Below are 18,449 nucleotides of genomic sequence, written 5' to 3'. Positions count from 1 at the left end.
CCACCAGCAAGACTGTGCAGCGTCGTACAGGCTGCGCGATCGATCCAGGAAAGGTGCGCCATGAGCCACAAGTCGGTAGTCGTCGTCGGTCACGGAATGGTCGGACACCGGTTCGTCGAGGCCCTCCGCTCTCGCGACGAGGACGGCCAGTGGCGGGTCACCGTCCTGTGCGAGGAGGCGCTGCCCGCCTACGACCGCGTCGGCCTGTCCTCCTACGTCGGATCCTGGGATGCAAAGGAACTCGCGCTCGCAGGCAACGACTACCTCGGTGACGGCCTCGTCGACCTGCGGACCGGTGTCCGCGCCGACACCATCGACCGGGCCGCGCGCACCGTCACCACCTCGACGGGTGACACCATCGGCTACGACGCGCTGGTGATGGCCACCGGGTCCTACGCGTTCGTGCCGCCGGTGCCCGGACACGACCGCCCCGAGTGCTTCGTCTACCGCACCCTCGACGATCTCGACGGGATCCGGGCCCGCGCCGAGGCGGCCGGCCCCGGAGCCGTGGGTGTCGTGGTCGGTGGTGGCCTGCTCGGCCTCGAAGCGGCGAACGCGTTGCGGCTCATGGGAATGACTCCGCACGTCGTCGAGTTCGCGCCGCGGCTGATGCCGTTGCAGGTCGACGAGGGTGGCGGCGCGCTGCTCGCCCGACTCGTCGAGAGCCTCGGTGTCTCCGTGCACACCGGCGTCGGGACCGCCGCCATCAGCGAGGGGCCGGACGGGTTGAGCGTCGAGCTGTCCGACGGTTCGGTCATCGACGCCTCCCTGCTGGTGTTCTCGGCCGGCGTCCGGCCCCGGGACCAGCTCGCCCGGGACGCGGGACTGGACGTCGGCCAGCGCGGCGGCATCCTCACCGACCTCGGGTGCCGCACGTCGGACGAGGCGATCTACGCGGTCGGCGAGTGCGCGGCCGTCGAGGGGACCTGCTACGGCCTGGTGGCCCCGGGCTACACCACCGCCGAGATCGTCGCCGACCGGATGCTCGGCGGCGCAGCGGAATTCCCGGGTGCGGACCTGTCGACGAAGCTGAAGCTGATGGGTGTCGACGTCGCGAGCTTCGGTGACGCGCACGCGCAGACCGAGGGTGCACTCGAAGTGGTCCTCTCCGATGCCGCGAAGGGCACCTACGCCAAGCTCGTCGTCTCCGACGACGCGAAGACCCTGCTCGGCGGCATCCTGGTCGGCGACGCGTCCGCGTACTCCTCGCTGCGACCGCTCGTCGGCCGCGAGCTGCCGGGCGACCCGGCCTCGCTGATCTCGCCTGCCGGCGAGAAGCCCGGCGCCGGATCGCTGCCCGACGACGCCGAGGTCTGCTCCTGCAACGCCGTCACCAAGGGCGCCATCTGCGGTGCCATCGCCGAGGGTGCCTGCGACATCGCGCAGGTCAAGGCCTGCACGAACGCCGGCACCACCTGCGGCGGCTGCCTGCCGACCATCAAGCAGCTGCTCGCGTCGTCGGGCGTGGTGATGAGCAAGGCGCTGTGCGAGCACTTCGAGCAGTCCCGCGCCGAGCTGTTCGAGATCGTCCAGGCCACCGACACTCGCACCTTCTCCGCACTGATCTCGAAGTACGGCAAGGGTTCCGGCTGCGACATCTGCAAGCCCGTCGTCGCATCCATCCTGGCGTCCACCGACTCCGACCACATCCTGCACCGAAACCAGGCGGGACTGCAGGACACCAACGACCACTTCCTGGCGAACATCCAGAAGAACGGCACGTACTCGGTGGTGCCGCGGATGCCCGGTGGTGAGTGCACCCCGGAGCAGCTGATCGTGATCGGTGAGGTCGCCCGCGACTTCGGCCTGTACACCAAGGTCACCGGTGGTCAGCGGATCGACCTGTTCGGTGCCCGCGTCGAGCAGCTGCCCGCGATCTGGAAGCGTCTCGTCGACGCAGGCATGGAGTCGGGGCAGGCGTACGGCAAGTCGCTGCGCACCGTGAAGAGCTGCGTCGGATCCACCTGGTGCCGCTACGGTGTGCAGGACTCCGTGGGGATGGCGGTGAACCTGGAGAACCGCTACCGGGGGCTGCGGTCGCCGCACAAGATCAAGTTCGGTGTCTCCGGCTGTGCCCGCGAGTGCGCGGAGGCGCGGGGCAAGGACGTGGGCGTCATCGCCACCGAGAACGGCTGGAACCTCTACGTCGGCGGCAACGGCGGCCAGTCGCCCAAGCACGCACAGCTCCTCGCCGGCGGCCTCGACGACGAGACACTGGTCAAGTACATCGACCGCTACCTGATGTTCTACATCCGCACCGCCGACCGGCTGCAGCGCACCGCGCCGTGGGTCGAGGCGATGGACGGCGGACTCGACCACCTCAAGGAGGTCGTCTGCGAGGACAGCCTCGGCATCGCCGAGGAGCTCGAGGCCGCGATGGCCAAGCACGTCGACGGCTACAAGGACGAGTGGGCCGGCGTGCTGGAGGATCCGGAGAAGCTCTCCCGCTTCGTGTCGTTCGTCAACGCGCCCGACGAGGCCGACCCGACCGTGGTCTTCGACGAGTCCGGTGCCCGCAAGGTGCCGGTGCTGATGGGAATGCCGCCGATGCCGTCCTGAGTGTCAGCTGCTTACCGTCAGGGAATTTGGCCTTAACGCCGGGGTAACACCACACCGGAAAAATGTGAGGTCAGTTGTTACAGGGAGGACCACCACCATGACCGTGATCGATACCACGGCGGACGCCGTGACCGGATCCCATGCCGACGCACCCGAGTCCGCGGGCACCGCACCGGAACTCGTGGACACCGTTCTGGCATCGGCGGGCACCGCGCCGGGTACCGGCCGCAGTAGCGTCAACAACGGCCGCCTCGAATGGACCTCGGCGTGCCCGCTGAGCCGGCTGATCCCGGGGCTCGGGGTGGCAGTCCTGCTCCGCGGAGGTGAGCAGGTGGCGCTGTTCCTGCTCGACGACGGTTCGCTGCGCGCGGTCGGCAACATCGATCCGTTCGGCCGGGCCGCCGTGATGTCGCGCGGTCTGGTTGGTGACCGGGCGGGTGAACCCACCGTGGCGTCGCCGCTGCTCAAGCAGGTGTTCTCCCTCGTCGACGGTCGCTGCCTCGACGACGAGTCGGTGCGTCTGCCCGTGTACGACGTGCGAGTGTGGGCCGGGGTCGTCCAGGTGCACAGCCCGCTGCAGGCAGGCGCGGGTAGCGCGTGACGACGGCGGCGGATCAGACGAACAGCAGTGAGCCGCACCGGTCCTCAGGAGGTGAACCCCTCAAGGGGTTCACCATCGGCGTGACCGCGGCCCGACGCGCAGAGGAGTTCACCACCCTGCTCACCCGACGGGGCGCAACGGTCGTGCAGGCCGCGGCGATCCGCATCATCCCGCTCGTCGACGACGCGGAGCTGGAGCGGGTCAGCCGGGAGTTGATCGAGCGACCCGCGGAGATCACGGTGGCGACCACCGGGATCGGCTTCCGCGGGTGGATGGAGGCCGCCGACGGCTGGGGGCTGGCGGAGGATCTCGGGCAGGCACTGGGCCGGTCCCGGATCCTGGCCCGCGGGCCCAAGGCGAAGGGCGCCATCCGGGCCGCCGACCTGCGGGAGGAATGGTCGCCCGCGTCGGAATCCTCCGCCGAGGTGCTCGACCACCTGCTCGCGGAGGGGGTGGAGGGCAAGCGGATCGCCGTGCAGTTGCACGGTGCCACGACGGAGTGGGAGCCGCTGCCCGACTTCTGCGAGGTGCTCCGACTGGCCGGGGCCGAGATCGTTCCCGTCCCCGTCTACCGGTGGACGCCACCGGACGACCAGGCCGCGATGGACCGCCTGATCGAGTTGACCGTCACCGGCGGTCTCGACGCGGTCAGCTTCACCAGCGCGCCCGCGGTGGCATCGATGCTGATGCGTGCCAAGGAGACCGGGCTCGTCGACCCGCTGCTCGCGGCGCTCGGCGGACGGGTGTTGGCGGTGTGCGTCGGCCCGGTGACCGCGGCGCCCCTCGAAGCGCTCGGCGTCCGCACGACGATGCCGGCGCGGGCGCGGCTCGGCTCCCTCGCCCGGCACATCGCCGAGGAACTGCCGCGGCGCGCGATGAAGGTGCGTGCCGCCGGCCACGACCTGAGCGTGCGCGGGGGCTGCGTCGTCGTCGACGGCGAGGTACGCCAGCTGGCACCCGCCGCGATGGCGCTGATGCGCACCCTGGCACGGCGTCCGGGCCGGGTCGTCTCACGCGAGGAGCTCCTCGCGGTGCTGCCCGGCGGCGGTGGCGACACGCACGCCGTGGAGACGGCGATCGCCCGGCTGCGGTCCTGCCTGGGGGCCCCGAAGATCGTGCAGACCGTGGTCAAGCGTGGCTACCGGCTCGCGACCGACCCGACCGACTGCGGAGACGGTGACGGAGGACGACCATGACGGAACACCGAACGACCGGACACCCGACACCCGCGCTGGTCCTCGTCGCGCACGGCACCCGCAACCCGCGGGGTGTCGACCTGGTGGCCGAGCTCGCGGAGGAGGTGGCCGCGACCGTCGGGACCACCCGGGTCGCGTTCGTCGACGTGCTCGGCCCGTCACCCGCCGAGGTGCTGCGCGACCTCGACGCGCCGGCCGTCGTCGTGCCCGCCTTTCTCGCGTCCGGCTACCACGTGCACACCGACGTCCCCCGGGAAGTCGCCGAGTCCGGCAACCGCGACGTGCACGTCACCGCCGCGCTCGGCCCCGATCCGGTACTGGCGCGGGTCCTGCTCGAGCGGCTCCGGGAAGCGGGGTGGCGCCGCGGCGACGCGATCGTGCTCGCCGCCGCCGGATCATCCGACCCGCGTGCCCTCGCCGACGTGCGCCGCGCCGCGACGATGCTCGCCGAACTGGCCGGTGACCGCGTCGACATCGGGTACGTCGCCACCGCGGAACCCCGCGTGCCCGCCGTGGTCGACCGGGTCCGCGCCGAGACGGGCAGGCGGGTGTTCGTCGCGTCGTACCTGTTGGCTCCCGGCCTGTTCCACACACGGCTCGCCGAGGCCGGTGCCGACGGGGTCGCCGAACCGCTCGGCGCGCACCCCACCCTGGTGCGTCTACTGGTGGCGCGCTATCGCTCCGGCGTCGCGGCCGTGGAAGTTGCTGCGGCAGAGGGGTACTCGACTCTCAACGGGGCAGCGGCAGCAGTTCCGCGACTCCTCCGTCGGGTGTTGCCGGTTCGATGACGGCGAGGGCGTCGGCCCCGACCAGCGCCCCCAGGTGCGCGGTCCGCACCTGATTGACGCCGCGCCAGCTGCCGTCCGGTTGCCGGGTGACCGGCACGATGCGCGGTGTCTCGCCGCGGCTCCCGGCGGGCGCGAGTTCGGCGCCGTTGGCGATGGTGCCGGTGACCGCCGTCGGCCGCGGTGCCCCGGTCAGGGCGGCGGCCACCGCGGGTGCGGTGAGCAGTACCGTCGCCAACGCGGCGTAGGGGTTGCCGGGCAGTCCGAGCACCACCCGCTCGTCCGGGAGCGTCGCGACGATCTGCGACCCCCCGGGCCGGCATCGCACCCGGCTCACCACCGTGCGGGCACCGGCGCGGTCGAGTGCCCGACGCAGGTGGTCGGCCGCACCGCCGCCGGTCGCGCCGACGATGACGATGACATCGGTGTCGGTGGAGCCGGCGGCCAGCAGCTCGTCGAATCCGCCGACGGTGTCGCGCAGGTGCGTGTCCGCCCTGGTGTGCAGTCCGCACCACGAAAGGTAATGGGGCAGAACGGGTCCGAGAGAGTCTCGGGTCTGCCCGTCGCGGAGCGGCCCGTCACGGCGGATCTCGTCGCCGGTGACCACGACGTGCGCGCGCACCGGGCCCCGCACCAGCAGTTCGGTGACCTCGGCGCTGCGGGCGAGCGAGGCGAGCGCGGCGGTGACCGGGGTGCCGCCCGGTGCCAGTGACGCACCGGGGGTCCAGTCCTCGCCGCGGCGGCGCGTGTCGTCCCGGTCCGGGGCGTCCGCGGAGCGCGACAGCGTCCTGCCGTCGAGGGTGACGTGCTCGTCGCGGATCACGGACGTGGCGCCGACCGGCAGGTGTGCGCCGGTCGCGATCCGCACCGCGTGTCCGGGATCGAGGACCACCTCGTCCGGGGAACCCGCGTAGCGGACGGCGTCGTCGAGGTGCCACGGCCCGGTCCCGGACACGGCGTAACCGTCCATCGCGGACACGTCGACGCGGGGGAGTGCGTCGGCGGCGATCAGCGGCTGCGCGAGCACGCCCCCGATCGCGTCGAGTGGAGGCAGTTCGAGCGCGGGCAGTGTCTCGATCCGGCGGCGGATCGCCTCGCGGGCATCGGCGATCGCGAGCGGTGCCCCGGCCCGCGTGGCCTCGGCCCTGGCCCGGGCGGCCGCCAGATCGGCCTCGGTGTCGCAGTCGGAGACATCCGACATCCGCACCGTCGCATAGCCGTTCGGGACGAGCGACTTCATCGCCTGGTTGGTGAACCCGTCCAGTGTGTCGAGGCGGGCGGTCAGGGCGTCGGTGCGCCACAGTCCGAGCAGGAACTGCACGCGCCCGGCCTCGTCGACCGCGAACACCGCGTCGGCACCGGTCTCGCCGAGCGTCCGGCGCAGACGGTCGATCGCGTCGGCGGTCAGTGACGGCAGATCCGCGGCCAGCACCGCGACCGCCGGAGCCCCGCCGACGACCTGCAGTCCCGCGGCGAGCGCCGCGACCGGGCCCGCGCCGCGGGGGGTTTCCTGTACCTGATGCACCGACGGATCCAGGTCGGGCCGATGCGGTCCGACGACGACGGTGGCGGCCGCGCCCCCGACCGCGGCGAGCGCGGTGGCGAGCATGCTGCGGCCGCCGACCTCGATCGCGGGCTTGTCGACCCCGCCCATCCGGCTGCCGGAACCCCCGGCGAGGACGATGGCGTCGAACGATTCGGCAGTCATCCCGTTATCGTCGCACGGCGCAGCCATCGACCCCTGACGGCCGTGGTCGACAGCCGGCCGTGCCGATGCGGATCAGGCGGGCAGTGCGACGTTCTGCAGTCGAACTTGTCCGCGGGCAAGGGCTTTGCCGGTCTGCTCGCTGGTGATCGTCACCAGCCACAGCTGCTGTACTCGGCCCTGCTGCAGCGGCTCGGCGACCACGAGTGCGCGTTCGCCGCCGGTCGAGGACCGGAGAAAGTCGGTGCCGTTGTGGACGCCGACGGCGAACTGGCCGCGCTCGACGACGGCCGCGCTGGCGCCGATGCTCGCGGCCGACTCGACCGCGGTCGCGTAGACGCCGCCGTGCACCACACCCCACGGCGTGAGGTGGTCCGCGGTCAGGTCGATGTGTCCGGTGACGCGGCTGCCGGTGGCCTCGTCGACGATCAACCCCGCGGCGGTCACGAAGGCGCTCTCGGGACGGGAACGGATGTCGCTGGTGAAGTCGGTGGTGGTCATGCGACGACGCTAACTGCTGATTTCGAAGTTAGCAAGGACTAGGATGGCGACCATGGAGTGGCTGGAGATGAGCACCGAGAACTGCTCGGTGCAGCGCACCCTCGACGTGATCGGCGAGAAGTGGACGATGCTGGTCCTGCGCGAGGCCTTCAACGGCGTCCGCCGCTTCGACGACATGCACCGCCACATCGGGCTCTCCGAATCCGTTCTCGCCGACCGTCTCCGGAAGCTGGTGGCGGCCGGCGTGCTCCGCGCCGTGCCCTACCGCGAGGAAGGCAAACGCAGCCGCAACGAGTACCGGCTCACCGACAAGGGGCTCGACCTGCTCCCGGTGATCGTCGCCCTGCTGCAGTGGGGCGACCGGTACTGCGCCGACGACCACGGGCCGGGCATCGAGGTCCGCGAACGCGCGACGGGCGTTCCCGTCCACGCGGTGGTGCGGCCGGTCGGCGAGCCGGGATTGACGGCGCGCGAGACGATCGGGGTTCCCGGGCCGGGCGCGCGACCGCTCGCGAGGTGAGATCGCCACCGGCAGACCGGCGTTCGGTGTCGGCTGCCGTCAGTACCGGTGCCGGGCGGCGCCGAGGTCGACGCGGCCGTCGCGAATCGGAACATTCTCGGCGGCAAGGCGTTCGAGCTGCCGTCGGGCGAGGTGCGCCGCGGGCCGGCCCGACGCCGGGACCACCCGGTGCCAGGGCAGGTCGGACGAGTCGGTGCGCATGATCCAGCCGACGGTGCGCGGGGAGCTCAGGCCGGCCGCCGCCGCGATGTCGCCGTACGTGCTCACCCGGCCCGGCGGGATCGCCGCGACGAGTTCGCGGACCCGCTCCACCTGGTCCTCGGTGGTCGCGGCCATCTACAGCAGCTTCTCGACCAGTGCGGCCACCTCGGCGGGCCGTGACGACGCGACCATGTGGTCGACGTCCATCTCGATCACCGTCAGCCGGTCGCCGAGGTGCTCGGTCAGCGCCGCGCGGACAGCGGGCGTCACGTACGGCGGCTGCACGCGCATCGCCTGCACCAGGACGGTCGGCAGGTCGGCGGGCGGCAGCGCCACCGGCCGGGCCAGTTCACCCCAGGACGCCACGACCGCCGGCACCGCGTACCGCCAGCCGACACGACCGTTGTCGAGGCGGATCAGGTGTTCGGCGATCTCCTCGTCGAGCACCTCGTCCGCGACGTCCGCCCACGCCCCGTGGACCTTCTCCGAGCGAGCCTCCGCCGCGTCGGTGTAGTCGGGGTAGCGGACGGTGAGGTCGGCGATCTCGAGCATCCGCGCCGGGTCGAGGCCCATCGCCGGATCGAGCAGCACCAGCGCGCGCACCCGCTCCGGGACCCGGGCGGCGAGATGCAGTGCGACTGCACCACCGTACGAGTGACCGACGAGGACCACCGGGTCGACGTTCTCGGCGGTCAGCATCGAGGCGAGCGCCTCCACCTGGTCGGCGATGCCCCACGGCGGGCCCCACGTCGAGTGCCCGTGTCCGCGCAGGTCGGGGGCGATCATCCGCACCTTGGGCAGATGGCCGTCGGCGAGGTGGCGCCAGCGTCGGCCGTGCCCGGTCAGGCCGTGCAGGGCGAGAACCGGGGGGCCGTCGACGGGGCCGAAGCGATGCACTGTCAGGTCGGACACGCCCGCCATTGTGCCCGAAGGCGGTTCCGGTGCCGGAGTGTCTCGCCGACCCCTTCCCGGGCGGTGCCCGGCGTGTGGCCCAGGACGGTGGAGCGGGACCTGTCGGTGGCGCGTGATGAAATGCCCGGCATGATCGACGAGCGGACGCAGCGGCCGAGCACCACCCTGGTGCGTCGGCCGCACCGGGTGCCGCCGACCCGTACGTGGGGTCCCGAGGTGGCCCCGCTGCTGGAGGCGGCGGCCGCCGGACGCGGCCCGGTCGATCGCCGGTCCTGGCAGGTGCTCGGCGGTCCGGGGACGGGCAAGACGTCGCTGATCGTCGACCTGGCCGCGTCCCGGATCGCCGGGGTGAACGGCGACCCGGAATCGGTTCTGGTGCTGACCCATTCGCGTAAGGCGGCGACTGCTGTGCGGGAGTCCGTGACGGCCGCGCTGCTCGAGTCGGGGCCCTCCCGCGCGACGCGGGAGCCGCTCGTGCGGACCGTGCACTCGTATGCCTTCGCAGTGCTCAGGTTGCAGGCCGCCGCTCACTCGAACCCGCCGCCTCGACTCATCACCGGTGCCGAACAGGACGCGGTGCTGCGCGAGCTGCTGCGCGGCGACGTCGAGGACGGAGCAGAGTACTGGCCGGAACGACTGCGTGCGGCGCTGCCCATGGTCGGGTTCGCGGCCGAACTGCGTGACCTGATGCTGCGGGCGGGGGAGCGGGGCCTGGGACCCGAGGATCTGATCCGGCTCGGGCGGAAGCACTCCCGGCCCGAGTGGGTGGCCGCCGGCACGTTCGTCACCCACTACGAGCAGGTGATGCTGCTGCGCGGGTCCGTCGGCGTGGAGGCGCCGGAGGCGACCGCACCGGCCCTCGACGCCGCCGAACTCGTCGGGGCGGCGCTGACGGCGTTCGCCACCGACCCGGACCTGCTGGCCCGCGAACGCGCCCGCATCCGGTGCCTGCTCGTCGACGATGCACAGCACCTCGACCCGCAGGCCGCCGAACTGGTGCGGTTGCTCTCGCACGGCGCCGACCTCGCGGTGGTCGCGGGCGACCCGGATCAGGCGGTGTTCGGATTCCGCGGCGCCGACTCCCGCTACCTGACCGACCTCGCCGACGCGGGCAGCGATCGGCGGGTGCTGCTGCGGACGGATCACCGTGCCGCGCAGCGCGTCTCCGAGGTGACCACCCGGATCGCGGCGCGCCTGCCCGGTAAGCAGCCGCATCGGGCGCCGGAGGCCGTCACCGACGAGGTGGGACACGCCTCGGTGGCGGTGCTCGGCACGGCGGGACGGGAGTCGGCGCTGATCGCCGACACCCTGCGCCGCGCGCACCTGCACGACGGCGTGCCGTGGTCACGGATGGCGGTGATCGTCCGATCGGTGCCGCGCGTGCTGGCACCCCTGCGGCGGGCGCTGCTCGCCGCCGGGGTCCCGGTCACCACCGCCGCGTCCGAGGTGCCCCTGGCCCGGCAACACGCAGTCGGTGGCCTGCTGCTCGCGCTGCGAGCGGTCGGCGGCGGCCCGTTCACCGGCGAGGACGCGCTCGCGCTGCTGTCCGGGCCGGTCGGCGGTGCGGACCCGGTCACGCTGCGGCGGCTCCGGCGGGGGCTGCGCCGCGTCGAACTCGCCGCCGGTGGCGAACGGGACTCCGCGGAACTGGTGCGGGCGTTGGTCGTCGACGGTCAGGAGGCGCACGGGGCGCTGGTCGGCAAGCTGACCGAGGGCGAGTTCGCGGCGCTGCGACGCGTCCTGACGGTGCTGACCCGGACGCGTAAGGCCCTGCGGCAGGGGCGCGGTGTCGAAAACGTGCTGTGGGCGTGCTGGCAGGCGACCGGCCTGGAGAAGCGGTGGGCGGCGGCGTCGTTGCGCGGCGGTCCCATCGGGGCGCAGGCCGACCGCGACCTCGACGCCGTCGTCGCCCTGTTCGACGCGGCGGCGAACTACGTCGACCGGTTGCCGCGGGCCAGCCTCGCCGGATTCGTCGCGTACCTGGTGGACCAGGAGATCCCCAGTGATCCGCGCTCCGCGGCCGCGCCCTCGGAGGCGGTGTCGGTCCTCAGCGCGCACGCCGCGGCCGGACGGGAGTGGGATGTCGTCGTGGTCGCCGGGGTCCAGGAGGGGTTGTGGCCGGGCCTGCGGGCACGCGGCACGCTGCTCGGCACCGAGGCGCTGGTCGACCTGACCGCCGGTGTCGGCGACCCCGACCGGACGCCGCTGTCGCGGACCGCGCCGCTGCTCGCCGAGGAACGCCGGCTGTTCCTCCTCGCGTGTAGCCGCGCCCGCCGGACCCTGCTCGTCACCGCCGTGCGTTCGGCCACCGGTGACGCCGACCTCGAACCGTCCCGGTTCGTCGACGAACTCCTGGGTGCAGACGACGAACTCGCCGACACCGCACCGGATCTCGCACCCGCACTGCCCAGCCGGGTGCTCGCCCTGCCGTCGCTGATCGCCGAGCTGCGCCGCGTGGTCTGCGACCCCGACCTCGCCGAGAGCGACCCCGACATGCAACGACGGGCTGCAGCGCAGTTGGCTCGCCTGGCCCGTGCCGGGGTCCGCGGTGCCCACCCGGAGGACTGGTACGCAGTCGGGGAACCGAGCACCACCGACCCGCTGTGGCTGCTCGAGGACGGCCCGGTTCCGCTGTCGCCCTCCACGATCGAGCAGCTCGACGCGTGCCCGCTCCGGTGGGCGCTCGAGCGGCACGGCGGTGCCGACGGCGAGAACACGCACGCCGTGACCGGCACGCTCGTGCACACGTTGGTGCAGGCGGTCGCCGGGAAGATGCCACCGGATCAGGTGCGCCGCGCGCTCGCCGCCGCGTGGGACGCCGTCGATCTCGGATCGCAGTGGTACTCGCGCCGCGAGATGGACCGCACCGCGCAGATGATCGACTCGTTCTCCGAGTGGCTCCGCCGCACCCGCGGTGAACTCACCGAGGTGGGCGTCGAGGTGGCCGTGGACGGAGTGCTCGAGCCCCGAGCGGAGGGCGAGCCCGCGGTCCGGCTGCGGGGCCGGATCGACCGCCTCGAGCGGGACGCCGACGGTCGCCCCGTCGTCGTCGACGTCAAGACCGCCCGCAACCCGGTCAGCAAGGACGCCGCGGAACAGCACGCCCAGCTCGCCACGTATCAGCTCGCCGCCGCGCGGGGCGCGATCGACGGTGAGCCCGCGACCCGACCCGGCGGCGCACGGCTGGTGTTCGTCGCCAAGGCCAACCGGACGGACGGCGCGACCCAGCGGCTGCAGGCGCCGCTCACCGAGGAGACCGAGGAGCAGTGGCTCGACCTGGTGCACGCGGCGGCCGCCGCGACCCAGGGCCCGCACTACCCGGCGCGTCCGAACGACGGGTGCCGGCACTGCCCGGTGACGTCGAGCTGCCCAGCACAGGAAACGGGAAGGCAGGTGACGGACGCATGAGCGCGGCGACACCGCGAATCGCGCCGTCCGATCTCGCCGCGGCCCTCGGCCAGTTCCCGCCGACACCGGAACAGGCGGCGGTGATCGCCGCGCCGCTCGGGCCGACGCTCGTCGTCGCGGGCGCGGGAGCGGGCAAGACCGAGACGATGGCCGCGCGGGTGGTGTGGCTCGTCGCCAACGGCCTCGTCGACCCCGACCAGGTGCTGGGGCTGACGTTCACCCGGAAAGCCGCCCAGCAGTTGACCTCCCGCATCCGACAGCGGCTCGCCCGGCTCGCCGATCCGCGGGTGACCCGCCGGCTGGGGCTGAGCGAGGAACTGCGCACGCGGATCCTCACCGGTGAGCCGGAGGTGAGCACGTACCACTCGTACGCGGGCCGCCTGCTCACCGAACACGGGCTGCTGCTGCCGATGGAACCGTCCGCGGAACTGCTGTCCGAGACGGCGCTGTGGCAGCTCGCGTTCCGGGTCGTCAGCACCTGGGACGGCGACCTCGACACCGACCGCAATCCCACCTCGCTGACCGAGGCGGTGCTCGCCCTGTCCGGACAGCTCGCCGAACACCTCGTCGAACCCGAGGACCTGCGCGAGGCACACACCGAACTCGACAAACTGATCCACACGTTGCCCGCCGGCCCCCGCCAGCGTGGTGGACCGAAGAAGGATCTCCTCGACCTGCTCGCCACCCAGCACGAGCGGGTCGGGCTGCTGCCGCTGGTCCAGCGGGTCTCGCAGACGCTGCGGCGCGAACGGGCACTGGACTTCGGCAGCCAGATGTCGCTCGCGGCGCGGGTCGCCGCGGAGCACCCCGAGGTCGGGCGGGCCGAACGCACCCGATTCCGGGTGGTGCTCCTCGACGAGTACCAGGACACCGGGCACGCGCAGCGGGTGCTGCTGTCGTCGCTGTTCGGCGGCGGCGAGGACGCCACGCTCGCGCTCACCGCCGTCGGCGACCCCATGCAGTCGATCTACGGGTGGCGGGGTGCGTCGGCCGCGAACCTGCCGCGGTTCGCCACCGACTTCCCGCTGCCGGGTGGCGAGCCCGCGCCGCGACTGGAGCTGCTGACCAGTTGGCGCAACCCCGCCGAGGCCCTCACGCTGGCCAACGCCGCGTCCGCGGGACTCCGCGAGCGCGGCGTGCCGGTTCCGGAACTGCGGCCCAAACCCGATGTCGCACCGGGCGATGTCCGGATCGCGTTGCACACCGACGCCGTCGCCGAACGCGAATGGGTCGCCGAGCGGATCGCGGCCGAGTACGCCGCCGCCCGCGACCGCGAGGAGCGGCCACCCACCGCGGCGGTGCTGATCCGGCGCAACGCCGATGCCGCGCCGGTCGCCGCCGCGCTGCGACGGCGCGGCCTGCCGGTCGAGGTCGTCGGGCTGGGCGGGCTGCTGCACGTGCCGGAGGTCGCGGACGTGATCGCGATGCTCCGGCTGGTCGCCGATCCGCTCGCCGGCAGCGCCGCGGTCCGGGTACTGACCGGTGCGCGTTGGCAACTCGGTGTCGCCGATCTCGCGGCACTGTGGAAGCGGGCCCGCGAACTCGCCGTCGGGGCCGCCCGTCCCGCTGGCGGCGCCGTCACCGACCCGGCTAGCCTCGACGAGGCGCTCGAGTCGGCACAGCCCGGTGAACATGCAGAACAGGCCGGCCTCGCCGACGCGATCGCCGATCCGGGGGCACCCTCGCGCTACTCGGTCCTCGGCTACGCCCGCATCGGAGCGCTCGCCGCCGAACTGACGTCGCTGCGCGAACGGATCGGGCAGCCCCTGACCGAACTCGTCGCCGAGGTCGAGCGGGTGCTGGGCATCGGCATCGAGGCCCAGGCGCGGCTACCGTGGGTGGCGCCCGGCGGCGCCGGACGCGAACACCTCGACGCGTTCGCCGACGCCGTCGCCGGCTACGCCCGCACTCCGTCGTCGACGCTGACCGGGCTGCTCGCATTTCTCGCGGCCGCCGACACCATCGAGAACGGGCTCGCACCCGGCGAGGTCGAGGTGGCCCCGGACCGCGTTCAGGTGCTGACCGTGCACTCCGCGAAGGGTCTCGAATGGGAGGTCGTCGCCGTCCCGCACGTCGTCGACGGAGTGTTCCCGTCCGGCACCGCGACCGGAACCTGGCTCGGCGCGGTCGGGGAGCTGCCGCCGCCCCTGCGCGGCGACCGGGCCCGCGGTGCTGACGGCTCCGACGGGTTTCCGGTGCTCGACCTGGACGCCGTCTCCGACCGCAAGGACCTCGAGGATGCGCTCGTCGCGCACAAGGCGGCCCTCGCGCGCCGCAAACTCGAGGAGGACCGGCGCCTGTTCTACGTCGCGCTCACCCGGACCGAACGCGCTCTGTACGTCTCGGGGCATCACTGGTCCGAGGCCGGCACCACACCGAAGGGACCGTCGGACTTCCTGACCGAGATGCGTTCGGTGGTCGAGCAGGCGCAGCAGGCGGGAACGCCCGTCGGAGTCGTCGAGCACTGGGCGCCCGATCCGGATCCGGAGGCTCAGAATCCGCTGACCGCCGAAGCGGTGACGGCGCTGTGGCCGCGGGATCCGCTGGGGAACAGACGATCCGCCGTCACCCGCGGAGCGGAACTGGTGCTCGCCGCGCTCGCGGGAAAGGCGCCCGCAGCGAACCCGGACGACGCGCCGGAGGACGACCCGGAGGGGTGGGCCGCGGACGTGGACGCCCTGCTCGCCGAGCGCGCCGCCCGCGCCGCCGCCCGCGCCGAGGTGGCGCTGCCCACGCAGATGTCCGTCAGCCAGCTCGTCGACCTCGCCGCCGCGCCCGACGAGCTCGCCGCCCGGCTGCGCCGTCCGCTGCCGTTCCCTCCGAACCCGCTGGCCCGCCGGGGCACCGCGTTCCACGCCTGGATCGAACGGCGCTTCGGCGCGACCCGGCTGCTCGACATGGACGAACTGCCCGGCGCCGCCGACACCGACGGCGCCGCGGACAGCGACCTCGAGGCACTGCAGGATGCGTTCCTGCGCTCACCGTGGGCCAACCGGAGCCCCGTCGAGGTGGAGGTGCCGTTCGAGACCTCCATCGCGGGCACCGTCGTGCGTGGCCGGATCGACGCGGTGTTCGCCGACCGGGACGGCGGCTGGACCGTCATCGACTGGAAGACGGGCGCCGAACCCAGCGCCGCGAACGAGCGGGCCGTGGTGATGCAGCTCGCGGCGTACCGGCTCGCGTGGGCGGAACTGATGTCCGCGCGCGTGCAGGCCCGCGGCGGCGCCGCGGTCGATCCGTCGCGGGTGCGGGCGGCGTTCCACTACGTCCGCACCGGCCGCACCATCGCGCCCGACGACCTGCCCGACGCCGACGCCCTGGCTCGCCTGATCGAGACCGCCGGCGCGAGCACCGGCGAACCGGGCGACGGGCACCCGAGTGATGCGCAACCGCACGTCGGCGAGGGCGAGCACGACGGGTGACCCCGCGTCGGGGGGTCGGCCGCCGTCGCCGTCAACCCTCGCGGCGCACCTTCAGTGCCGCCGCGACGAGCGGGATCTGCAGTGGAAGCCGAACCACTGCAACGGCTTTCAGGGGCACCGGTACGGAATCCCTGCGCAGCCAGTCGATCGCCATCTGCACGTTCGCCGGGAACACCGCCACCAGCAGGGCCGCGGCGAGGGTGCCGCCGAACCGGCGGGTGCGGGGGATCGCGATCGCGGTCCCGATCGCGATCTCGGCGACACCCGAGACCTGCGTGTAGGCGCGGGCCGGGCCGGGCAGCCGGCGGGGCACGATCGAGTCGAACGGCTTCGGCGACACGAAATGCATGACACCCGCACCGAGCAACAGGGCGGCGAGGCCGGACCGGGTCAGCGCGGCGCGGCGGCCGGGATCGGATGACGTGGACACGGCACAACAGTGGCGCACCGTGGCCCTCCACGCCAGCACCGGCGGCGACCATGGGTGCGGAAGCGGCCGCTCGCCGTACTGTACCGACGCTCCACCGCGTGGCCGCGCGCGTATCGGCGCGGCGGGACGTTAGGCTCCCAGCCGATGTCTGCGAACTGGAGTTCGGCACATGGCCGGTAAGTTGCGTGATCGATTGCGTGATCAGGAGAGCCTGATGACGCAGCCCGACTATGCCCTCGTCGGCGTACTGCGGATCCCCGAGCTGGTCCGCAGCCCGTTCCGGCTGATCTTCCGACGCGTCATGATGGCCGTCGCGGTGCTGTTCCTCGCCGTCATCGTCGTCTACCTCGACCGGGGCGGCTACCGGGACGTGCAACCGGACCCGCTGTCGTTCCTGGACTGCCTGTACTACGCGACGGTGTCCCTGTCGACGACCGGTTACGGCGACATCACGCCGCTCACCCCGGGCGCCCGGTTGATCAACGTGCTGGTCATCACGCCGCTGCGGGTGCTCTTCCTGATCATCCTGATCAGCACCACTCTGGCCGCGCTCACCGAACGGTCCCGGCAGGCCTACAAGATTCAGCGTTGGAGGCACACCGTGCGTAATCACACCGTCGTCGTCGGCTACGGCACCAAGGGCCGCACCGCGGTCGACGCGATGCTCGGCGACGGCATCAAGCCGTCCGACATCGTCGTCGTCGACACCGATCAGGCCGTCCTCGACTCCGCCGCCGGCATCGGACTGGTCACCGTCCTCGGCTCCGCGACCAAGTCGGACGTGCTGCGCCTCGCCGGCGTGCAGAACGCGGCATCGGTGATCGTCGCGGCCAACCGCGACGACACGGCGGTGCTGGTGACGCTGACCGCCCGCGAGGTCGGCCCGAAGGCCAAGATCGTCGCCGCGATCCGCGAAACCGACAACGCGCACCTGCTGCGGCAGTCCGGTGCCGACTCGGTGGTGGTGTCGTCGGAGACCGCCGGCCGGCTGCTCGGCATCGCCCGCACCACCCCCACCGTCGTCGAGATGATCGAGGACCTGCTCACCCCCGAGGCCGGGTTCGCCATCGCCGAACGCGAGGTCGAACGAGACGAGGTCGGTGGGTCCCCGCGGCACCTGTCGGACATCGTCCTGGGCGTGGTCCGCGACGGGCGCCTCGTCCGGGTCGGCGCACCCGAGGTCGACGCGGTCGAGGAGAACGACCGGCTGCTCTACATTCGCCGCGTCGGCAACTGACCCGCCGCCGAGGGCGACCGGGACCCGACCCCTAGGGTGGGTGCGTGGCTGAATTCGAGATGACCAGCGTTCCGCTGCTGTCCCGGTCCGCGTTGGACCGCGCCGAGGAACTCCGGTCCGACACCGACGCCCTGCGTGCCGGCTGGGCCGACGCCCAGGTGCTGAAGGTCAACCATCGCGGGCAGGTCCGCATCGACGACACCGACCTCGTTCTCGAACCCGCGACCACCCTCGGGGACGAACCCGTCGCCGGGGCGGTGTTCCTCGGTCGGCGTGAGGGCAGGCACCTGTGGGCGGTGCGGGTCCCGGCGATGATCGGACAGCTCGGCGACCTGCGCATGGTCGGGCATCGGCTCGACGACTCCAGCGCTGGCATCCTCACCACCGCGGTCGCAGTCCTGAACTGGCACGACTCCGCCGGATTCAGCGCCGTCGACGGGGCGCCGACGACCCCGACCGTGTCCGGATGGTCACGGCACAGCGTCAGCACGGGGCACGAGGAGTTTCCGAGAACCGACCCGGCCATCATCTGCCTCGTCCACGACGGCGCCGACCGGGTGCTGCTCGCACGCAACGGGAACTGGCCCGAACGTCGCTACTCCGTGCTCGCAGGCTTCGTCGAGGCCGGCGAATCGCTGGAGGCGTGCGTGGCACGGGAGATCGCGGAGGAGGTCGGCGTCGAGGTCCGCGACATCCGCTACCTCGGCAGCCAACCGTGGCCGTTCCCGCGGTCCGTCATGATCGGCTTCTCCGCCGTCGCGGACCCCGACGCACCCCTCACCTTCGCGGACGGCGAGATCGCCGAGGCGCACTGGTTCGCACGCGACGAGGTCCGGGAAGCGCTCGCACTCGGGGACTGGACGTCCCCGGCCGACGCCCGACTGCTCGTCCCCGGGTCGGTGTCCATCGCCCGCGGCATGCTCGAGGCCTGGGCGAGCTAGTTCTCCCGACACACGGCGCCCGCCTCGATCT

General features: G+C 72.7%; 14 protein-coding genes. 9 read left to right on the top strand and 5 right to left on the bottom strand.

All coding sequences use genetic code 11. From position 1 onward, the window contains the following. The first annotated feature begins 60 nt into the window (after positions 1-60). The 4 genes from nirB to ACFYVR_RS15230 all read left to right on the top strand — a co-directional run bounded on the left by nirB (position 61) and on the right by ACFYVR_RS15230 (position 5,144). Positions 61-2,559, top strand: a complete 2,499-nt coding sequence (gene nirB, locus ACFYVR_RS15245; RefSeq protein WP_387474438.1) for a nitrite reductase large subunit NirB — start codon at positions 61-63, stop codon at positions 2,557-2,559. A 193-nt stretch (positions 2,560-2,752) separates the two neighbouring features. Next, positions 2,753-3,160: a nitrite reductase small subunit NirD gene (nirD, locus tag ACFYVR_RS15240; RefSeq protein ID WP_387474592.1), complete on the top strand. Its 408-nt coding sequence runs from the start codon at positions 2,753-2,755 to the stop codon at positions 3,158-3,160. Between the two features lie 80 nt (positions 3,161-3,240). Further along, positions 3,241-4,356: a uroporphyrinogen-III synthase gene (locus tag ACFYVR_RS15235; protein ID WP_387474436.1), complete on the top strand. Its 1,116-nt coding sequence runs from the start codon at positions 3,241-3,243 to the stop codon at positions 4,354-4,356. Next, a complete protein-coding gene (locus ACFYVR_RS15230) occupies positions 4,353-5,144 on the top strand; it encodes a sirohydrochlorin chelatase (protein ID WP_387474434.1) in 792 nt (263 codons plus the stop codon). The genes ACFYVR_RS15235 and ACFYVR_RS15230 overlap by 4 nt, the downstream gene beginning before the upstream one ends. Here ACFYVR_RS15230 and ACFYVR_RS15225 read toward each other — a convergent pair. Next, a complete protein-coding gene (locus ACFYVR_RS15225) occupies positions 5,086-6,849 on the bottom strand; it encodes an NTP transferase domain-containing protein (RefSeq protein ID WP_387474432.1) in 1,764 nt (587 codons plus the stop codon). The genes ACFYVR_RS15230 and ACFYVR_RS15225 overlap by 59 nt on opposite strands. Positions 6,850-6,921: 72 nt before the next feature. After that, on the bottom strand, positions 6,922-7,347 hold the full coding sequence (locus ACFYVR_RS15220) for a PaaI family thioesterase (protein WP_387474430.1): 426 nt from the start codon (positions 7,345-7,347) through the stop codon (positions 6,922-6,924). 43 nt (positions 7,348-7,390) lie between these two features. Between ACFYVR_RS15220 and ACFYVR_RS15215 the strand changes: the two genes are divergently transcribed. Continuing rightward, positions 7,391-7,867 (top strand): winged helix-turn-helix transcriptional regulator, encoded by a 477-nt coding sequence (locus tag ACFYVR_RS15215; RefSeq protein WP_387474428.1) that lies wholly within the window; start codon positions 7,391-7,393, stop codon positions 7,865-7,867. Positions 7,868-7,906: 39 nt separating this feature from the next. Here ACFYVR_RS15215 and ACFYVR_RS15210 read toward each other — a convergent pair whose 3' ends face one another. Then, complete coding sequence (locus tag ACFYVR_RS15210) at positions 7,907-8,203, bottom strand: MGMT family protein (RefSeq protein WP_387474426.1); 297 nt, start codon at positions 8,201-8,203, stop codon at positions 7,907-7,909. Then, on the bottom strand, positions 8,204-8,989 hold the full coding sequence (locus tag ACFYVR_RS15205) for an alpha/beta fold hydrolase (RefSeq protein ID WP_387474424.1): 786 nt from the start codon (positions 8,987-8,989) through the stop codon (positions 8,204-8,206). It lies immediately after the preceding gene. A gap of 111 nt (positions 8,990-9,100) precedes the next feature. Here ACFYVR_RS15205 and ACFYVR_RS15200 point away from each other — a divergent pair, with 111 nt between their 5' ends. Continuing rightward, a complete protein-coding gene (locus tag ACFYVR_RS15200) occupies positions 9,101-12,388 on the top strand; it encodes an ATP-dependent helicase (protein WP_387474590.1) in 3,288 nt (1,095 codons plus the stop codon). Further along, positions 12,385-15,810, top strand: coding sequence for an ATP-dependent helicase (locus tag ACFYVR_RS15195; RefSeq protein ID WP_387474422.1), 3,426 nt, complete (start codon positions 12,385-12,387; stop codon positions 15,808-15,810). The genes ACFYVR_RS15200 and ACFYVR_RS15195 overlap by 4 nt, the downstream gene beginning before the upstream one ends. Before the next feature lie 31 nt (positions 15,811-15,841). On the opposite strand, the gene ACFYVR_RS15190 is transcribed toward ACFYVR_RS15195, so the two are convergent. Beyond that, positions 15,842-16,240 (bottom strand): MauE/DoxX family redox-associated membrane protein, encoded by a 399-nt coding sequence (locus tag ACFYVR_RS15190; protein ID WP_387474420.1) that lies wholly within the window; start codon positions 16,238-16,240, stop codon positions 15,842-15,844. A gap of 169 nt (positions 16,241-16,409) precedes the next feature. Between ACFYVR_RS15190 and ACFYVR_RS15185 the strand changes: the two genes are divergently transcribed. Together ACFYVR_RS15185 and nudC are read left to right on the top strand one after the other, a co-directional pair. Continuing rightward, the gene (locus tag ACFYVR_RS15185; protein ID WP_387474418.1) at positions 16,410-17,477 is read left to right on the top strand and encodes a potassium channel family protein; all 1,068 of its coding nucleotides are present in this window, start codon (positions 16,410-16,412) and stop codon (positions 17,475-17,477) included. 59 nt (positions 17,478-17,536) lie between these two features. After that, positions 17,537-18,418, top strand: coding sequence for an NAD(+) diphosphatase (gene nudC / locus ACFYVR_RS15180; protein ID WP_387474588.1), 882 nt, complete (start codon positions 17,537-17,539; stop codon positions 18,416-18,418). Positions 18,419-18,449: the final 31 nt, after the last annotated feature.

The sequence above is a fragment of the Rhodococcus sp. NPDC003318 genome (assembly GCF_042879035.1).
Classification (GTDB): Bacteria; Actinomycetota; Actinomycetes; order Mycobacteriales; family Mycobacteriaceae; genus Rhodococcus_G.
This window is presented reverse-complemented; position numbering and strand designations above follow the sequence as displayed.